Below are 19,077 nucleotides of genomic sequence, written 5' to 3'. Positions count from 1 at the left end.
AATAACGGACTTTTATGGGTGTAATACATCTGCAAAAGTCCTTTTGTTTTTATAGGCTGCCAATTGCGCTCCCAATCTTCCCCCGATAAACAAAACAATCCTCAGCGTACCTGGCTTGATGCTTGGTATGGCGGTTCTCGCTGGACATTGTGGCTGTTGCCGTTGAACTGGCTATTTGTCCTGTTGGCTGGCCTGCGGCGCTTTATGATACTTCGCTATCAGCAAAAAACCTTGCCGACACCTGTGATTGTTGTCGGCAATATATCTGTCGGTGGAACAGGTAAAACACCGCTGATTATTGCGCTGGTACGCTGGCTGAAACAAAACGGTTATACCCCCGGTGTAATAAGCCGCGGCTATGGTGGAAAGGCTCCGGTCTACCCATATTTGTTGCGCCCGGACAGCACGGCAAGTGAGGCAGGTGATGAGCCTTTAGCTATTTTCCAGCAAACCAATGTTTCTGTTGTGGTTGGGGCAGACCGTATTGCCAGTGGTAAATTATTGGAAGATCAAGGGTGCGATATTTTATTAAGTGATGATGGTTTGCAGCATTATCGTCTGGGGCGTGATATCGAGATTGCTGTCGTCGATGGGTTGCGCGGACTTGGTAATGGATGGCGTTTACCAGTAGGTCCGCTGAGAGAGCCTGCTACAAGATTAAAAACAGTTGATTGGGTGGTAGTGAACTCACCGTCTGAAAATTTTGAATTAAAAAGTTTGGATCGTGCCTCCTTTTTTTATGTACCTATGTCTATCCGCCCTGTAGAGCTGATTGAATTGCAAACCGGTAAAGCAATAGCACCATCAACTTTGCCCAAAAGGGTGAATGCGGTAGCGGGTATTGGTAACCCGCAGCGGTTTTGTAACACCCTGCAAGACATGGGGTTTGATCCGGCACTGCATTCTTTTCCTGATCATCACTCATTTGCATCCGAGGATCTGGTATTTCCCAATTCATTGCCCGTTATTATGACGGAAAAAGATGCAGTTAAATGTCGTGATTTCGCTCAGGCGAATTGGTTTTACTTATCTGTTTGTGCAGAGCTACCCGAGTCTTTTTGGAGTGCATTTTCCCAAAAACTGGAGCGGGTTATCGGGCATAAAAAATCCCGTTCTTTATTGAAGTAAATGTTCGATTACTCTGGATTAAGATTATGAGCTTTTATGTTGTGATTCCTGCACGTTACGCGTCTACACGTTTACCCGCGAAGCCGCTCAAAGATATTGCTGGAAAGCCGATGATCCAGCATGTATATGAACGTGCATGTGAAAGTGATGCAGCTAAAGTAATTATTGCAACAGACGATGCGCGTATTGAGTCTGTTGCTAAACGTTTTGGTGCACATGTTTGCATGACATTAGCTACGCATAATTCAGGCACAGATCGTTTACAAGAAGTTGCAGCGCAATTAGGGCTTGGTGCGGATGACATTGTTGTCAATGTTCAAGGTGATGAACCCTTAATTCCTTCATCAGTAATTAATCAAGTAGCAAAAAACTTGGCAGAAAATCGTTATGCGAGTGTTGCAACCTTGAGCGAGCCTATTCATACCCTCGATGATTTTCGTAATCCCAATATAGTAAAAGCGGTAGCTGACCAGCAGGGTAGGGCTCTGTATTTCAGTCGTGCACCAATCCCGTGGCCCAGGGATCATTTCGCGCAGCCAGAGACTAATACATTACCTGTTGGATTACCGGTGCAGCGCCACATAGGTATTTATGCGTATCGTGTTGCTTTGCTGAATCGTTTCATAACCTGGCCTCAAGCTGTATTGGAAAAAATTGAATCTCTTGAGCAGTTGCGTGTATTGGCAAATGGTGAGGCTATACATATTGCAGAAGCATGCGCACAAGTGCCGGGAGGGGTAGATACAGAGGCTGATTTATTGCGCGTCAAAGCATTGTTGGAAAATGGAGAGTGAGCGCAATGGTTAAAGTGTTATTTGTGTGTTTAGGGAATATCTGCCGCTCTCCAACAGCCGACGGCATTCTTCGTGAATTGGTGAAGCGTGAAAAGCTTGATCAACAAGTGCAGATAGATTCCGCAGGTACTGGGGATTGGCACGTTGGCAAAGCACCGGATGTGCGCACCATCGCTGCTGCGAAACGACGTGGTTATGATTTGTCTTTTTTACGTGCCCGTCAGGTCCTCATCAAAGACTTTGATGAGTTTGATTATATTTTGGCTATGGATGCCGCTAATTTGTGCGCTTTGCAAGCATTAAAGCCTGATCACTATGCAGGGTACTTAGGTTTATTTTTGGATTTTGGATCTAGTAAACAATACCGTGAAGTCCCTGATCCTTATTATGGCGGTAATGATGGATTTGAATTGGTACTTGATTTGGTGGAAGAAGCTGCTCAAGGCTTATTGGCACACATCCGACACAACCTTCACTCATCATGAACGTTATTAATATGAATGTTTAAACAGGTAAAGCGCCGTGCCACTTTTTTTGCCACATTTTAATTTGCAGAAATTCAATACACTTGCGGTGCCTGCATTTGCTGCTTATTTTGTTAGCGTAAAAAACACAGAAGAACTACGAGAGGCATTATTATTTGCTCGTACAGAAAATCTATCGCTTCTTTTGTTGGGCGGTGGCAGTAATATTGTTCTGCAAGATGATTTTCCCGGTTTGGTTGTTCACATAAAACACCAAGGCAAGGAAATTGTGCATGAGGATGATGATCATGTATGGCTTCAGGTTGCTGCAGGCGAAAACTGGCATCAACTGGTGGAATACACATTGGCGAATGCGCTCTACGGATTGGAAAATTTATCCCTCATTCCCGGAAGTGTAGGAGCGGCACCGATACAAAATATTGGTGCTTATGGTGTTGAAATAAAAGAATTACTGACAGAGCTCACCGCACTGGATATTCGTTCCGGATTAAGCGTCACTTTTACCAATCAAAGTTGCCAGTTTGGTTATCGCGATAGCATTTTCAAGGGAGCACTAAAAGACCGGTATGTGATCACTGCTGTGACATTCAAACTGAATAAGCGACCACAAGTACGTGTGGAATATCCGGCATTAAGAGCCGCTTTGGCGCATCTGACGCAAACAGAAATAACACCTGAGTTGGTGAGTGCTGCGGTGATAGCAATACGCACTAACAAACTGCCAGATCCTGCCGATACTCCTAATGTTGGCAGCTTTTTTAAGAATCCGGTTATTTCCAAAATACAACATGAAGAGTTGAAGCTCCGTTATCCCGGTATAGTTGCTTATGATGCAGGCGAAGGGCAAATCAAACTGGCAGCAGGTTGGTTAATTGACCGTGCCGGATGGAAAGGTAAAGAAGCCGCCGGAGCTGCTGTGCACAAAGACCAGGCGTTAGTGCTAACCAATCCACACAAAACCTCCGGTCAAGCAGTTTTAGAATTGGCCAGATTAATTAAGCAGTCGGTTTTTGATCAGTTTGGACTATGGCTGGAGATAGAACCACGGGTTTACCCTTGAGATTGTATACGTGGACAATAAAAATTAGAGTAGATTAAAAATCAATCAAAACAGGGGGCTATCCGATTATTGGCATTTAAGAACCCCTAAGTGGGCTATTAAATAGTGGTAGTTTGGCAGGAGTCTCACTACAATCGTTAAAAATGTGCCAGTTATTAGTGGGCAGTTATAACAACAATGTAATGTATCCGGTTTCGGATTGGGGGCTAGTTTGACAAAGATTCTCGTAGTCGATGATCACGATCTAGTTCGCATGGGGATAGTGCGTATGTTAGCCGATATAGACGGCTATCAAGTGGTTGGGGACGCCAAGAGTGGCGAAGAGGCCGTTACCAAGGCGCGAATTTTGAAGCCTGACGTCGTGCTCATGGACGTAAAAATGCCTGGCATGGGTGGTTTGGAAGCCACTAAGAAATTACTGACGGTCAATCCGGTTATTAAGATTATTGCCGTCACAGCTTGCGATGATGATTTATACCCGACGCGGTTGATGCAAGCTGGGGCTGTGGGTTATGTGACTAAAGGTGCTGAGTTCACTGAAATTACGGATGCGATTGATAAAGTAATTCGTGGCGATCTGTATATGAGCAACAGCATCGCCCAGCAACTTGCCCTTAAGACGTTTTCTGGTGGGGCTGCACAGGAATCTCCGTTCGAGAAGCTTTCCCAGCGTGAGCTGCAGACGGCGATGTTGATTGCTAATGGTCAAAAAGTGAATGATATTGCTAATACTTTTTGCGTTAGCCCTAAAACAGTTAACTCTTACCGCTACCGGATTTTTGAAAAGCTGGCGATTAATAGTGATGTAGAGTTGACTCTTTTGGCTGTCAAACACAACCTTCTTGACCCTGAAGCGGTCGTATAACGACTGCTTCTCCTCTAATACCACAGGCGCATTTTTTAATGACGCAAGATAGTGTTGCTTTTGATCATTCCCTGTTTTTATCCAATACCACCCAGCAGCCAGGCATTTACCAAATGTTTGGTGTTGATGGTGCGATTCTTTACGTTGGCAAAGCCAAAAATCTCAAAGCTCGATTATCCAGTTACTTCCGTAAAACGGGGCTAACCCCTAAAACGCAAGCACTGGTTGCACGCATCGCTCGTATCGAAGTTACCGTGACAGCGAGCGAAACAGAAGCGTTGATTCTTGAGCAAAATCTAATTAAATCCAATCGTCCGCCGTACAATATTTTATTGCGGGACGATAAATCCTATCCTTACATTTTTATATCCAGTGGCGAAGATTATCCGCGTATTAGTTTTCATCGCGGAGTCAAGAAAAAAAAGGGGGATTATTTTGGGCCGTTTCCTAATGTTGGTGCGGTAAAAGAAAGCCTGCATTTTTTGCAAAAAACATTTCGTGTTCGTCAATGTGAGGACAGCGTTTTTAGAAATCGCACTCGCCCGTGCTTGCAATACCAAATCAAGCGTTGCACGGCACCTTGCGTAAAGTTTATTTCTCCTGACGACTATAAAACAGATGTTTACCACACTGGTTTATTCCTCACAGGTAATGCTGATAAATTACTGAGTGAACTTGCCGATAAAATGGATGCTGCCTCGCAACAATTGGCATTTGAAAAAGCAGCGGCATATCGCGATCAAATTACGGCCCTGCGTACTGTGCAATCACAGCAAATCATCGAAGAGGGTAATGGTGATATTGATGTGATTGCTGCTGAAATGCGTGTGTCTGCAATTTGTGTACATATTTTATTTATCCGCCAGGGACGAATTTTAGGAAGTCGCAGTTTCTATCCTCACGCAACACTAGCGGAAACACCCGCACAAATTCTTGCTGAGTTTATTCCACAGTTTTATTTGGCAAATACTGCGCGCGATATACCGCGTGAGTTAATTGTAAGTGAGATACTTGAGGATGCTGATTTGCTCAGCGTTGCCTTACAGCAAGCGGCAGGGCGGCAGGTTGCTATCAATCATCAAGTGCGAAGCCATCGTGCGCAATGGTTACAAATGGCAGCTACTGCGGCGAAACAAAATATCATTGCCCACATCAATAGTAAAAAGAACTCACTGGATCGTTTTATCGCATTGCAAGAAGCTCTTGGATTGGAAGATACGCCACAGCGTCTGGAGTGTTTTGATATTAGTCACAGTAGCGGTGAACTGACTGTGGCAAGTTGTGTGGTATTTGATACTAACGGCCCGCTTAAATCAGATTACCGTCGTTTTAACATCGAAGGGATTACACCTGGAGATGACTATGCCGCCATGGAACAAGCACTCACCCGGCGCTATACGCGCTTGCAAAATGGCGAAGGCAAATTGCCCGATATCTTATTAATAGATGGTGGAAAGGGGCAGTTAGGTAAGGCAATAGAAGTTCTTGCCGAGCTGGGTGTACAAGATGTTCTGTTAATTGGCGTCGCCAAGGGCTCCACCCGTAAAGCAGGTTTTGAGACTTTATTTGACGGGGAGACCGGAGCTGAAATTGTGCTGCCAGGTGACTCTCCAGCATTGCATTTAATACAGCACATCCGCGATGAGTCTCATCGTTTTGCTATTACGGGCCACAAACAGCGACGTGATAAAAAGCGTAAAACCTCATCTTTAGAGGATATTCCTGGTATTGGGGCGAGCCGTCGTCGCGAGCTGCTTCGGCATTTTGGTGGTTTAGCTGAAGTGCAAAATGCGAGTATCAATGAGCTAGGAAAGGTTAACGGAATCAGCCAGAAGTTGGCTGAAGACATATACGCTTTTTTCCATAACGAATAGTCAAAGAGCCCCTTTGGTATGTTCAAAAGATGTTAAAGGCGCTTTGCTGGTGTATTATCGCGCCCGATTGATGATTATTTGAAACACCGGAACTTGCATATGAATCTTGCCAACCAACTGACTTTGCTGCGGATATTTTTGATACCGCTGTTCGTAGTGGTCTTTTATTTACCTTTTGGTTGGTCTCATTTTGTTTCTTCTTTGATTTTCAGTATCGCCGCTATCACTGATTGGGCTGATGGATATGTGGCGCGTAAATACAATCAAAGCACACCATTTGGCGCATTTCTTGACCCAGTGGCTGATAAGCTAATGGTGGCAATTGCATTGTTGTTACTGGTGACGCTCCATCATGATTCAGTCTGGTTTGTGGTTGCCGCTGCAGTGATTGTAGGGCGTGAAATTGTGATATCGGCACTACGTGAATGGATGGCGGAGCTTGGGCAGCGCGCCAGCGTGGCTGTTTCTAATATCGGTAAAATTAAAACCACGCTGCAAATGACAGCAATTATTGTTCTGTTAATGAATATCCCCTTATTGCTGCCTTTGGGCTTTATCGCGTTGGCGGGTGCAGCAGTACTGACGTTGTGGTCAATGATCATTTATCTGCGTGCAGCCTGGCCTTATTTATTGCCTGATGCTTCAGATAAATAATGCCTTTTTGATCGGGCTGCTCAGCAAGTAATCAGCAATATGAAAATTGCCAAAAAACCTCGCTATAACCCTCAGAAAAGACTAGGATTTTTAAATTGAGTCCGCTAGAATTGCGGCCTCTCAAAATGGCGCGATAGCAAAGCGGTTATGCGTCGGATTGCAAATCCGTTGAGCCCGGTTCGACTCCGGGTCGCGCCTCCACTTCTTCTTTACGTACCGACGTAAAGGCACTCTGCCCGAGTGGTGAAATCGGTAGACACAACAGATTTAAAATCTGTCGATCTTTTGGTCGTGCCGGTTCAAGTCCGGCCTCGGGCACCATATTAAATCTTACGATATCCAATGATCTTTAAAAGCCTGCTGAAACGCGGGCTTTTTTATATTTCCAATCCTTGCTCATCTGGCTCTATTGAATCTTTGCTTTGATGGGGGCTTTTGCGTACATAAGTGTAACGCTCTGGTAAGAGCTCCTATAATCAATTAATAAACTTATGAGCTACCAGGAATTCATGAAAATACTGATTATCGAAGACGACCCCAAGATACGTACTTATGTAGGCAAGGCATTAAAAGAAGCGGGGCATGTCGTTGACTTGGCTGAAGATGGAGAATCGGGCCTTCATCTGTGCATGAATGAAAAATACGATGTGCTTATTGTTGATCGCATGTTGCCAAAGCTCGATGGACTTTCGCTTATCAAGACCTTGCGCGGCAGTGGAAACTTGACGGGTGTACTGATATTAAGTGCCTTGGGTGATGTGGATGACAGGGTGGCTGGCTTGCGCTCTGGCGGTGATGACTATCTGGTCAAGCCTTTTGCTTTTGTTGAATTGCTTGCTCGTGTTGAGGCACTGGGTAAGCGCTCATCGTCTCTTCCGTTAGCGCAGTCAACGCTTCTCAGGGCTGGGGATTTGGAAATGGATCTTCTTGCACGCAAAGTGCGGCGCAACGGAAAAATCATCGAATTACAAGCGCGTGAATTCAGGTTGTTGGAATATCTTGTCAAATTCAAAGGTCAACTGGTGACCCGCACTATGCTTCTCGAAGGGGTATGGGATTATCACTTTGATCCACAAACCAGTGTGATTGATGTGCATATCAGCCGCCTGCGCAAAAAGCTTGGCGATACAGGCAATACATTAATCAAAACGGTACGCGGTGCAGGATACATTATCGATGAAAGTGTCTAGGCGCTATGTTGATAGCTCCAGTTTCAAAATGGCTTTGCTGTTTACCATTCTGCTTTCTGCGTCAGCAGCTATCTTGTGTTATTTCCTGATCGAGTTTGGGCGACGCGATTTTTTGCGCGAAACAGAAGCCGCTATTGATATCGAAATTAGCATGCTCTCCAGTTTTGAAAATACGGAAGAGCAGCTGTTGCCATATATCCAGCGAAGGGCAAAAGACGACGCCGTTGTCCGATTCCGATACGAAAATCAAAAGGGGGTTTTACTGGGCGGATCCGTTGACCCAATGCCTGAACACATACAAAAAATTACGGAAGGCGTATTAGGTTTTGATTTGCTGACTGCTCATGGCGAGCAGGCATTTGCAGCAAAAATTCATACATTCGAAGATGGTTCCCGCATTCTGGTCGCACGTAATGTGCACGAGTTGATTGCAAGTTATGAACGGCTGATCCATTTAAGCTGGCTGATCATGATGTTGATGTTGGTTGTGGTATTAGTGAGTTTTGGTATCAGCCATTTTGTGGTGAGCCGAATTAACCGGATTGCTGCGACTGCACAAAATATTGTCGAAACAGGCGATTTGTCTCAGCGGCTTGTTATTGATAGCCGCTGGGATGACCTTAGTAATCTCTCGGAAGTGCTGAATGGTTTTCTGGCAAAAATTGAAGATTTAATGAACGGTGTGCGCGAAGTCAGCAATAATATTGCCCATGATTTACGCACCCCCTTAAGTGGTCTTCGTGGCGATATTGAAGCGCTCAAGCATCGCACTGTTCACGAGGAGCAGATAGATACACTGCTGTCTGATGTCGATCATATTCTTGCGATATTTCATGCGTTGTTGCGCATCGCCAATATCGAAAAAGGAAAGCGTAGCCAGCATATGGTTGAAGTAGACTTGGGCAGGATTATTCAGGATGTCGCTGAGCTTTATGAGCCGCTTGCCGAAGAGCGAGAGATCAGGTTTGATCTCCGTACCAGCGGCAATGTGACGATTAAAGGTGACGGGGATTTGTTATTTCAACTATTTGCCAATCTTGTCGATAACGCCATTAAATTTGCACCGGAGAAATCCGTTATCAACTTATCGGTTGGTCGGGAAGGGCAGTTTGTGGTGGTGTTAATCCAGGATCAGGGTCCCGGAATTGCCGACGATGAAAAAGAAAAAGTGTTTAAACATTTCTATCGTGGTGATGCCAGTCGTAGCACGCCAGGAAACGGATTGGGGTTAAGCTTGGTGCGTGCAGTTGCCGGACAGCATAAAGCGCGGATCAGTCTGGATAATGCTTCGCCCGGCTTACGGGTACGTATTCTGTTCCAACCTTACCAATAATTTAGGATTGCGTAAGTTTGTGCCAAAGACATTCGTCATAAAGTGGTAGCTGACCTCGGAGGGAAATGCTTTGACACAAACAACCCGAAAAAAAATAGCCATCATCGGTACTGGTATCTCTGGTCTTGGCGCCGCATCACTGCTGTATCCTCACCATGACATTACTGTGTATGAGAAGGGCGCATACCTAGGTGGGCACAGTAGGACGGTGGAGGTTAAAACCCGCGACGGCATCACACCCGTTGATACCGGTTTTATTGTGTTCAACAAACGCAATTATCCTTTGCTTACACGCTTGTTTGAATATTTACAGGTGCCTATTGCCAAAAGTGACATGTCCTTTGGCGCAAGTATCGATAATGGATGGCTTGAATACGGCACGCGTAGATCCGGTGATTTTTTTGCGCAAAAACGCAATCTATTGCGCCCTGCATTTTGGGGCATGATTGCCGACATCCTCAAATTCAATAAAAGCGCAAACGCTTACTTGCTTAAAGATCCTTCGTTCACACTGGGCGATTGTCTGGATGATCTGGGGATGCGCCCCTGGTTCCGTGATTATTTTTTGCTGGCGATGGGTGGCGCTATTTGGAGTACACCCATCAATGAAATGCTCAAGTTTCCCGCCAGTACGTTTATCCGCTTTTTTGAAAATCATGGGTTGCTTACCATTAATGACCATCCCCAGTGGTATACGGTGCAGGGCGGTAGTCGCGAATATGTTCGCCGCTTGTCTGAGCCATTCAAGGAGCATATTCACCTCAATCGCGGTGTTAAAAAAATCAAGCGCGAAGAGGCAGGCGTTATCCTTGAAGACTTCTGTGGAGAGATTCGTGTTTTTGATGAGGTCGTTTTTGCCTGTCATGCCGATCAAGCGCTGAACATTATTTCTGACGCGAGTATTCAGGAGCAATCCATACTCTCTGCATTTAGCTATCAACCCAACCGTGCAGTGTTACACAGTGATACCAGTTTTATGCCCAAGCGACGCAATGCCTGGGCGAGTTGGGTTTATTTGTCAGAAGGCAAGCGTGACCAAAATCCCAGTGTTTCGCTTAGTTATTGGATGAATAATCTGCAACCTTTGGGGACTGCTCAGCCGCTGATTGTGACGCTAAATCCCGGGCGCGAACCTGATCCAACGCTGATCTATGACGACGTTATGTTCGAACACCCCGTGTTTGATGAAGCAGCGATAACCAACCAGTCAAAAATCGACGGCCTTCAAGGTCACAACCGATTGTGGTTTTGCGGGGCTTACCAACGTTACGGTTTTCACGAAGATGGCCTTGGCAGCGCAGTAAAAATGGCAGGGCTTATGGGTATTTCTCCTCCATGGTAATAACACCGCAGCTTTTTACCGCACGGGTAATGCACAGACGGCTTTTCCCCAAAGAAAATGCATTCGAGTATGGTATTTATTATTTTGCATTGCCCCTGCCTGCTGCCCCTGTACCGGGGCTGCTTGCCAGCTTTCACCGGAAAGATGTTGGTCGGCGTGATGGTAGTGATCCAACTCCCTGGGTAAAAGAAATTCTGGCTGATTACGGTCTGGATCAGAAAACAAAAACTATTTTTCTGCTGACCATGCCGCGCGTGCTCGGTTATGTATTTAACCCTGTCAGTTTTTATTTTTGCCTTGATGATCAGCATGCATTGCGCGCGGTACTGTGCGAAGTGCATAACACCTTTGGTGAGCAACATAGTTATTTGTGTGCAAACCCAGACCACTCGCCAATTGATGCAGAGCAATGGTTGGAAGCAGAAAAAGTATTTCATGTTTCGCCTTTTCTGAATCGTGCTGGCACTTATAAATTCCGTTTTGATCTGAATGCCGACAAGCTCCGTATCTGGATTGATTATTACGATAGTGACCAGCAAAAACAGCTGGTGACTTCGCTGGTGGGTTCGTTTACGCCATTGACTCGACAAAGTGCGCGACAAGCGTTTCTGCAACACCCCCTTGTGGCAATGAAGGCAATGTTGCTGATTCATTGGCAAGCGCTAAAGTTGGTGATGAAAGGTATTGGCTACATAGCCAAGCCTGCACAACTGGCCACCAAAATTACCGCGAGCCGAAACCTTAACAAAATGTAAGCCAGGGGAAATTCAAAGGACAGGCAACCAAGGCTATAAAAGAGAAAAAGAGGATGAATACTATGTTTGATCGGCACCTTACTAACCGTTTTCTTGCAGCGCTTGACCTGATCGAATACGGGGCGATCGAGGTGACAACACCTGAAGGAAAAATCTACTCTTTTAAAGGTTCAAAGCCGGGCGCAGAAGCACAGCTTGATATTCGTGATTGGCGTTTGGTGGGCGCACTTGTGCGTCATGGTGATATCGCGCTTGCTGAGGCTTACCGCGATGGCCTGTGGGATTCAACCGATCCAACCCAGGTATTTCTGTTTGGATTGCAAAACCAGTCAGTGCTGGATGATTACATCTGCGGTAATGCTTTCGGCAAGTTCGCCTCGCGCATCGCGTACTTTTTCACGCGCAACACATTGCAGGGCAGTAAGAAAAATATTCATGCCCATTACGATATTGGCAATGATTTTTACTCCCTCTGGCTCGATCCCTCGATGACTTATTCATCAGCAATTTTTGCACGGGAGGATGAGAATCTTGAGCATGCTCAAATGCGCAAATATGACCGAATGATTGATCGGCTGAGCTCTTCCGGCAGCCTTCTGGAAATTGGTTGCGGTTGGGGCGGTTTTGCCGAGCGCGCACTGCAGAAAGGGGATTACGCAATCAAGGGGCTGACCATTTCTGAAGCCCAACATGAGTTCGCAGTAAAACGCGTGGGTAAAAACGCCGTTATCGCACTTGAAGATTATCGTCATCAAACTGGCCGTTACGACCAGATCGTTTCTATTGAAATGTTTGAGGCCGTAGGTGAAAAATTTTGGCCTGTCTATTTTTCAAAATTAAAATCGCTTCTTGCAGGTAAAGGCAAGGCGATGGTTCAAAGCATCACTATTGATGATTCGTCATTTGATCGCTACCGGGTGAGTGGAGATGCGATCCGCACGTTTATATTTCCCGGTGGTATGTTGCCATCGCCTTCGCGCTTTCGTGAAGAGAGTGCAAAAGCAGGTCTGCGTGTAACAGACGAGTTTGCGTTTGGAAAAGATTATGCCCGCACACTAACTCACTGGCTCAATAATTTCGATGAAAAAATCCACAGCGTCAAAGCGATGGGGTTTGATGAAAAATTTATTCGGATGTGGCGCTTTTACCTGACCTGTTGTATTGCATCATTCCAGCATGGAAGAACGGATGTCGTGCAATGGGAGCTTGAGCATGCAAACTAGATTGAAGTCAGCTCTTGGCGTTTTTTTTATTCACGCATCCAGTGTGTTTGCGTCTGAGCCAATCAATCATTCTGTACCTGAGGCATCCATCGTTGGGCAAGGTGTTTTTTCTTATGCTTTTTGGGATGTCTATGAAGCAACGCTTTATGCCCCTAAAGGCGAGTGGAATCCTGACCAGCCGTTCGCTTTATCGATTGAATATTTTCGCGATATTAGCGGTAAAGAAATTGCGGACAGATCAGTGCAAGAGATGCGCAAACAGGGTTTTTCTGATGAGGTGACGCTAGCTGCCTGGAATACTCAGATGAAATCTATTTTTCCGGACGTAAAAGAAGGAACGGTATTGTCTGCTATCTATATCCCGGAAAAACACACGACTTTTTACCACGGAAATGAAATCGCGGGTGTTATCAAGAGCGATGATTTCGGAAAATTATTTTTTGACATATGGCTTGGTGAAAACACTTCTGAGCCAGCGTTGCGTCGTGCGCTTTTGGGGTTGCGATGAATGCACAAGCAATCACAACTAAATCGCTTTTTCGCTACGGCTTCATTGCTATACCTGTAGCGTTTGCTGGTTTTCCACTCTACATTCTTGCACCGGATTATTACGCCACACATTACGGTCTTTCATTGACATTGCTTGGCACATTGTTATTGATAATCCGTTTATTTGATGCAATTCAAGACCCGTTGATTGGTTGGCTCACAGACCGTTTCCAACACCAACTATTTATCTTTCTTTCGGTGGCTGGGGTGGTTTTGTGTGTGGCGATTTATGGACTTTTTAATGTTAAGGTTTTTTCGGCGGCAATCTGGTTTTGCCTGTGCATGCTGTTTGCGGTAACCGCTTACAGTGTTCTGACTATTGTGCTGGGCATTAAAGCGACATTGTGGACAAAAGATGCAGCCGAACAAACTAGAATTGCAGGTGCGCGTGAAGCATTTGGATTAATTGGTTTGGTCATTGCGGTATCGACACCTGCGCTGCTGTCTTATGTTGCCAATCCCGGTGATGCTTACCTGTGGTACGCAATAATTCTCTTTATTTTAATGGCGGTAGGTATCTTGTGTTTTTCGCAGTCAGGGCGGGATGTAAACAGCTCGGCGACACGATTCGCTAATCGCAATACCAATATCCCCGGCCTGTCTCCATTCTCTGCATTGCGCGCGTTGCCATCAGTGAGCGTGCAACTGTTTATTGTGTATGCGATCAGCATGCTCGCTTCAAGTATTCCCTCTGTTTTGGTGATTTTTTATGTGCGCGACTTTTTAGGAGCAGAGCATTTAACCGGATTATTTTTATTGCTGTATTTTCTTTCTGGTGCAGCGGCAATGCCGTTATGGAAAACGTTGAGTGTGCACTTAGGGAAATATAAAGCATGGTGTTTGGCGAATGTTCTTGCTGTTGCAGGTTTTATTGGCGCTGCCTTGCTAAATGCTGGTGATGTATGGGCTTTTGCAGCTGTGTGTTTTTTTTCAGGTTTGGCATTTGGGGCTGATTTGACACTACCGCCATCGATATTGGCTGATCACATCCACGCACATGACAACAGCAAATATGCCGGATCGCATTACGCATTGCTCGCTTTCATCATCAAAGCCAGTTTGGCTTTGGCATCGGTCATAGTGCTACCTATTTTGGATATGGCAGGATTCCAACCGCAATCCGTCAATTCTGCTCTCGCGCTCAGTGTGCTTTCCATTAGCTATGCTGTTTTTCCTTGCATTTTAAAATTGGCGGCAGCAGGGCTTCTTTACATGTTTTTTATCCAATCCCACTCAGGAGGAAAAAATGAAAATCGTCAGAATCACAGCCATTCTGGGAGCACTCATGATGCTGGGTAGTTGCGCGGGAAATTCCCTTGATCATTACAAAGACACGACACCACGTGCCGATATCAAAGAATATTTTAATGGCCCCATCAAGGCCTGGGGAATAGTTCAGGATTGGCGCGGCCGTGTTATACGCCGTTTTGATGTAGACATGGTGGGTGAGTGGAAAGGCGATGTTGGTACATTGACGGAGTATTTCAATTATTACGATGGAGAAAAACAACAACGTATCTGGACCATCCGAAAAATGGCGGACGGTACATATGAAGGGACTGCATCCGACATTATTGATACCGCAACCGGTAAAATTGAGGGCAGTGCAGTGCGCTGGAATTATGTAATGGATCTTCCGGTTGATGACACAACCTATCACATTCGTTTTGATGACTGGATGTGGTTGATGAATGACGATGTATTGATCAATCGTTCATATCTTAAAAAATTCGGGTTCACAGTCTCTGAACTCACCATCTTTATGCAGAAGCAAAAATAATGATGACCTCATATGAAAATCAGGTTGTCTGGATAATTGGTGCCAGCAGTGGAATTGGTGCTGCATTGGCGCGTGAACTTTTTAAAAGAGGAGCTTTGTTAGCCTTATCAGCACGGCGCAAGGATGAGCTGGACAGATTAAAGCTTGAATTGGATGACACAAGTAAAGTGTTTGTGCTTGATATTACCGATCCGGATATGACCTTGCGTACTGCACATGCAATACGCGCATCATTTGGTCGCATTGATCGTATTATTTTTCTGGCTGCAGCCTATGTACCGATGAAGACAACGGAGCTGGATATTGCCGTTACCAAAGGGATTATTGATACCAATCTGACCGGTGCATTCAACGTGGTACATGCCGTTGTGCCTATTCTCAAGTCCCAACAACAAAAGGGTCAGCTAGCGTTGTGCGGCAGCGTCGCCGGTTATATAGGCTTACCTGAAGGCCAGCCCTACAGTGCAACTAAAGCCGCACTTATTAACCTTGCAGAAAGTTTGCATGCAGAATGCAGGGATCTTATTGATATCAAACTCATTAATCCCGGATTTGTCAGTACTCCGCTGACCGATAAAAACCGTTTTGAAATGCCCATGATCATGCAGCCAGAGGATGCGGCCAACGCCATTGCTGATGGTTTGTTATCGCGCAGTTTTGAAATTCATTTTCCCAAAAAATTTACGCTGTTACTAAAGCTACTGCGTTTGCTTCCATATCCATTATCGCTTCGGGTGACTCGTAAATTAGTCTGAAAAATAGCTTTTATAGATAGTAGTTTCTATTTATATTGCATGTTGGTCAGCTAAAGTAAGTGTCATTCTGTAGTCATTTGGTTGTTAACGTCATGTCCAACATAGCGGTGGTTATAATTTGTTTGCTGGTTGGATTACTGTTCCAGCGCAGTAAACATCTCCCGGAGAACGCGGCGGCATCGCTCAATGGATATGTTATTTACGTTGCTTTGCCAGCATTAATTCTGTCGGAAATTCCCAAGCTCACACTGAATCATGAGGCGCTTATTCCAGTCATTGTTGCCTGGGTCGTCATGTTTTTCAGCGCAGTGGTTACTTTTTTTACGGCGCGCTGGTTGCGCTGGTCACGTGAAATTACCGGCGCACTAATGTTGTTGGTGCCCTTGGGTAATACGGGGTTTGTGGGCATTCCTTTAATAGAAGCGCATCTTGGAAGCGAGGGAATTCCCTATGCGATCCTATACGATCAATTGGGAACATTTATCGCGCTCAATACTTTTGGTATCGCGATTGCTGCTTACTATGCAGGCAGTGCAACATCAGCAACAAAAATTTTGCGCAATATAGTTGTATTTCCCTCCTTTTTTGCCCTTGTTATCGCCTTCTTGTTACGATTTTTTACATATCCGGATTGGTTTGCTGAGGCGCTTGCACGAATCTCATCTACACTTGTACCTGTGGTAATGGTTGCAGTGGGATTGCAGTGGCGATTTAAACTGGAGTCCAATCATTTACTGCCGCTTTTGCTGGGTATTTTTTATATTCTGGTGTTATCGCCCGCATTTGCCTGGTTAGGGCTATGGTTATTTAATATCCATGGTCTGGTTGCTCATGTGGTAGTACTGGAGGCTGCAATGCCCGCTATGATTTCTGCCGGCGTACTTGCAGTGAGCCATAACCTTGCCCCACGTTTTGCTGCGTCCATGGTGGGGTATAGTCTGTTGATAGGATTAGTGAGTGTTTGGTTATGGCGAATCCTATTGACTCATCCGTAATGGCTCATGAGAAACGAGCCGGGTGAACTAACAATAATTCAAATTTGTCTGAGTTCTGCATGGATGGTTTTATGTCGTATGATCAGCCGTCAATGCTGAAAAATGCATCATCTGTCTGGAATCCCTTGCGTTTAGATGCATATGATTTTTATTTGGCTCAGCTTTCTGCGTCAAACTCTGTCACTGCCACACAGGATATTTATTCTGCTGATGGAAGGCTGCTTATTTCTTCAGGCGATTTGATCTCCCGTAGTACTCTGTTGTTATTAGGTGATGTCTTGTTGGCTTCACCGCTATCCCATTGCGTCCACATTCAACAAACCATGTGCAATAGCGATTTTCTGCAGCATCTGGTCGATACCATCCGCAATACAGAATTTTTCCAGTCGCTAGAAGAACGTAAATATCCGTTGGATTCTCTGCGGCCTGTAAGTGAAATGCTGGAACATTTTCCGCTAGTACAGCAACGCCTGACAGTGATGTCAGCGCAGATGATTAATTTGTTTCAGCGTACGCTGAGTGTTGGGTTATGGTCGATTTTTATTGCTCAGGAAATGCGTTTACCTCTGGAAGAAACGCAGCAAATTTTCTGGGCTGCTATTACTCATGATTTCGGCATGATGCATATTCCACCCTATATTCTTGCAAAAGAAGAGCTTGCTGCGGATGAATGGCTGACGTTACAAGCGCATGTTGATATTTCCTGCCAAATACTGCGTGAAGTTCCCGGATTTTCGGAAGATTTAATTGTTGCCGTAAGCGAACATCATGAGCGCTGCGATGGCACTGGCTATCCAATCGGTAAAGTAGAAAGTGAAATTTCGTTGCCTGGGCAAATTCTCGCCTTGGCCGACAGCATTGTGGGTATTTATTACAATCGTTTTAAACCCTATGGTCGTCGCTGGCGAGAAGTTATTCCTGTGCTGGAGTTAAACCGCGCAGCATATTTATATCGCGGCTGTGAAATTGTCAGTACCATGATTTTTCGCAGTGAAATTCCACTGGATAATGTTGTTGAGGGTAGTGAGATACCTGAGTTTGCCGAGCGCATGCTGCAACAAAATGCAAACTTGCAACAATGGTTTAGTGAGCTTAGGGAAATCCTGACAAATGTGGGTTATACCCATGGGGATCGCAAACTACATGGCCTGCAAAACGTTGTATTGCATATCGCATCGACTTTTAAAGGCAGCTTGTTATTCCAGGAAGATTTGCGGGAATCATTACAAAGTATCGCAAATCAGCAGGGCGTTAGTATTAATAAAGTAGTAGAAGATGCACTTTTGCGACAGCAGGAAATGAATTTTCACTTGCATCGTTTAACGCATATGTTGCAAGCATATGTAAGCTCGGGTGAATGTAAAAACCTAAAAGTTGCCAGAGAATTAGATGTGGGCCTGAAAAAAATTGGCGGCTTTTTATTGCCGCCAACCTCGTAATTTCTATGGAAATAAATCGCTGCTTGCTAACGTATTTTTGTTGTTATTGTTGATGCCAGAATGGTTGGCCGACGGTCGGTGTGCTTGGGCTAGCCGTTTGGCGCTTTTGCATCAGACCTGCTTTAAATGCTTTGCGGCCTGCATCAATAGCATCGGCAAATGCTTCTGCCATTAACGGTGGATTGTGTGCCTTGGCTACTGCAGTGTTTAACAGTATTCCATCAAAGCCCATTTCCATTGCCTCTGCAGCTTGTGATGGAGCCCCGAGGCCTGCATCGATAATCATCGGAACATCCTTGATTCTTTCGCGCAAACTCCGCAAGTTATATCGATTTAATAAACCTTGCCCGGTGCCTATAGGTGCCCCCCACGGCATTAATACTTCGCAGCCGACATCCACCAAACGTTTGCATAAAATTAAATCGTCGGTGCAGTAGGGTAATACTTTGAACCCTTTTTTAATCAGTATTTCTGATGCTTCTAGCAAACCAAACGGATCGGGTTGTAAATTGTAATCGTCGCCAACCACTTCCAGTTTTATCCAATCGGTATTGAAAATTTCGCGCGACATTTCTGCAAGCGTGACTGCCTCTTTAACTGATTTACAGCCCGCTGTATTAGGGAGTAAGCGGCAGCCGCTTTCCTGTATGTATTGCCAAATGGCATCTCCATCGCGATTCGCTGGATTTTGGCGGCGCAAGCCAAGTGTGACAATTTCGCAGCGCGACTGGGTAATTGAATCGCGCATTAATTGTGGCGATGCGTAAAGTGCGGTGCCCAATAAAAAACGGCTGGAAAAGGTTTCTTCATACAGTGTGAAGTCGCGTGCGGGTAACGTTGATGTTGCATTATTCAT

At 45.2% G+C, this 19,077-nt stretch carries 19 protein-coding genes and 2 tRNA genes; 20 read left to right on the top strand and 1 reads right to left on the bottom strand.

Annotated features, from left to right (window positions below; translation table 11 throughout):
• Positions 1-63 precede the first annotated feature (63 nt).
• From lpxK to VC28_RS05785, 20 genes are all read left to right on the top strand, one after another.
• On the top strand, positions 64-1,128 hold the full coding sequence (lpxK, locus tag VC28_RS05880) for a tetraacyldisaccharide 4'-kinase (protein WP_049629829.1): 1,065 nt from the start codon (positions 64-66) through the stop codon (positions 1,126-1,128).
• 26 nt (positions 1,129-1,154) lie between these two features.
• Entirely contained in the window at positions 1,155-1,922 is a 768-nt protein-coding gene (gene kdsB / locus VC28_RS05875) for a 3-deoxy-manno-octulosonate cytidylyltransferase (protein WP_049629828.1), read from the top strand.
• Between the two features lie 5 nt (positions 1,923-1,927).
• Positions 1,928-2,407 (top strand): low molecular weight protein-tyrosine-phosphatase, encoded by a 480-nt coding sequence (locus VC28_RS05870; RefSeq protein ID WP_049629827.1) that lies wholly within the window; start codon positions 1,928-1,930, stop codon positions 2,405-2,407.
• 37 nt (positions 2,408-2,444) lie between these two features.
• Positions 2,445-3,467 (top strand): UDP-N-acetylmuramate dehydrogenase, encoded by a 1,023-nt coding sequence (gene murB, locus VC28_RS05865; protein WP_049629826.1) that lies wholly within the window; start codon positions 2,445-2,447, stop codon positions 3,465-3,467.
• Positions 3,468-3,678: 211 nt separating this feature from the next.
• A complete protein-coding gene (locus tag VC28_RS05860; RefSeq protein WP_082191671.1) occupies positions 3,679-4,332 on the top strand; it encodes a response regulator in 654 nt (217 codons plus the stop codon).
• 38 nt (positions 4,333-4,370) lie between these two features.
• Positions 4,371-6,206, top strand: a complete 1,836-nt coding sequence (gene uvrC / locus VC28_RS05855; RefSeq protein WP_049629824.1) for an excinuclease ABC subunit UvrC — start codon at positions 4,371-4,373, stop codon at positions 6,204-6,206.
• Between the two features lie 99 nt (positions 6,207-6,305).
• Complete coding sequence (gene pgsA, locus VC28_RS05850; RefSeq protein ID WP_049629823.1) at positions 6,306-6,860, top strand: CDP-diacylglycerol--glycerol-3-phosphate 3-phosphatidyltransferase; 555 nt, start codon at positions 6,306-6,308, stop codon at positions 6,858-6,860.
• Between the two features lie 127 nt (positions 6,861-6,987).
• A tRNA-Cys gene (locus tag VC28_RS05845) sits at positions 6,988-7,061 on the top strand.
• A 33-nt stretch (positions 7,062-7,094) separates the two neighbouring features.
• A tRNA-Leu gene (locus tag VC28_RS05840) sits at positions 7,095-7,181 on the top strand.
• Positions 7,182-7,369: 188 nt separating this feature from the next.
• On the top strand, positions 7,370-8,050 hold the full coding sequence (locus VC28_RS05835; protein ID WP_049629822.1) for a response regulator transcription factor: 681 nt from the start codon (positions 7,370-7,372) through the stop codon (positions 8,048-8,050).
• A complete protein-coding gene (locus VC28_RS05830; RefSeq protein ID WP_049629821.1) occupies positions 8,037-9,383 on the top strand; it encodes a sensor histidine kinase in 1,347 nt (448 codons plus the stop codon). Before VC28_RS05835 ends, VC28_RS05830 begins: the two co-directional genes overlap by 14 nt.
• Positions 9,384-9,453: 70 nt before the next feature.
• Positions 9,454-10,725: an NAD(P)/FAD-dependent oxidoreductase gene (locus tag VC28_RS05825; protein WP_082191427.1), complete on the top strand. Its 1,272-nt coding sequence runs from the start codon at positions 9,454-9,456 to the stop codon at positions 10,723-10,725.
• Complete coding sequence (locus VC28_RS05820) at positions 10,719-11,480, top strand: DUF1365 domain-containing protein (protein WP_049629819.1); 762 nt, start codon at positions 10,719-10,721, stop codon at positions 11,478-11,480. Before VC28_RS05825 ends, VC28_RS05820 begins: the two co-directional genes overlap by 7 nt.
• Before the next feature lie 62 nt (positions 11,481-11,542).
• Complete coding sequence (locus VC28_RS05815; protein WP_082191426.1) at positions 11,543-12,703, top strand: SAM-dependent methyltransferase; 1,161 nt, start codon at positions 11,543-11,545, stop codon at positions 12,701-12,703.
• On the top strand, positions 12,693-13,211 hold the full coding sequence (locus VC28_RS05810; protein WP_053094161.1) for a chalcone isomerase family protein: 519 nt from the start codon (positions 12,693-12,695) through the stop codon (positions 13,209-13,211). The genes VC28_RS05815 and VC28_RS05810 overlap by 11 nt, the downstream gene beginning before the upstream one ends.
• The gene (locus VC28_RS05805; protein ID WP_049629818.1) at positions 13,208-14,551 is read left to right on the top strand and encodes an MFS transporter; all 1,344 of its coding nucleotides are present in this window, start codon (positions 13,208-13,210) and stop codon (positions 14,549-14,551) included. The genes VC28_RS05810 and VC28_RS05805 overlap by 4 nt, the downstream gene beginning before the upstream one ends.
• Positions 14,499-15,032 carry a DUF3833 domain-containing protein gene (locus VC28_RS05800; protein ID WP_197085485.1) on the top strand — a complete coding sequence of 178 codons (534 nt, stop codon included), beginning with the start codon at positions 14,499-14,501 and terminating at the stop codon, positions 15,030-15,032. Before VC28_RS05805 ends, VC28_RS05800 begins: the two co-directional genes overlap by 53 nt.
• A complete protein-coding gene (locus tag VC28_RS05795) occupies positions 15,032-15,787 on the top strand; it encodes an SDR family NAD(P)-dependent oxidoreductase (RefSeq protein ID WP_049629817.1) in 756 nt (251 codons plus the stop codon). Before VC28_RS05800 ends, VC28_RS05795 begins: the two co-directional genes overlap by 1 nt.
• Before the next feature lie 92 nt (positions 15,788-15,879).
• Positions 15,880-16,782: an AEC family transporter gene (locus tag VC28_RS05790; protein WP_049629816.1), complete on the top strand. Its 903-nt coding sequence runs from the start codon at positions 15,880-15,882 to the stop codon at positions 16,780-16,782.
• A 71-nt stretch (positions 16,783-16,853) separates the two neighbouring features.
• Positions 16,854-18,221: an HD-GYP domain-containing protein gene (locus VC28_RS05785; RefSeq protein ID WP_049629815.1), complete on the top strand. Its 1,368-nt coding sequence runs from the start codon at positions 16,854-16,856 to the stop codon at positions 18,219-18,221.
• Positions 18,222-18,264: 43 nt separating this feature from the next.
• Here the strand turns inward: VC28_RS05785 and VC28_RS05780 are convergent, their stop codons facing one another.
• Entirely contained in the window at positions 18,265-19,077 is an 813-nt protein-coding gene (locus VC28_RS05780; protein ID WP_049629814.1) for a thiazole synthase, read from the bottom strand.

The sequence above is a fragment of the Cellvibrio sp. pealriver genome, assembly GCF_001183545.1.
Lineage (GTDB): Bacteria > Pseudomonadota > Gammaproteobacteria > Pseudomonadales > Cellvibrionaceae > Cellvibrio.
This window is presented reverse-complemented; position numbering and strand designations above follow the sequence as displayed.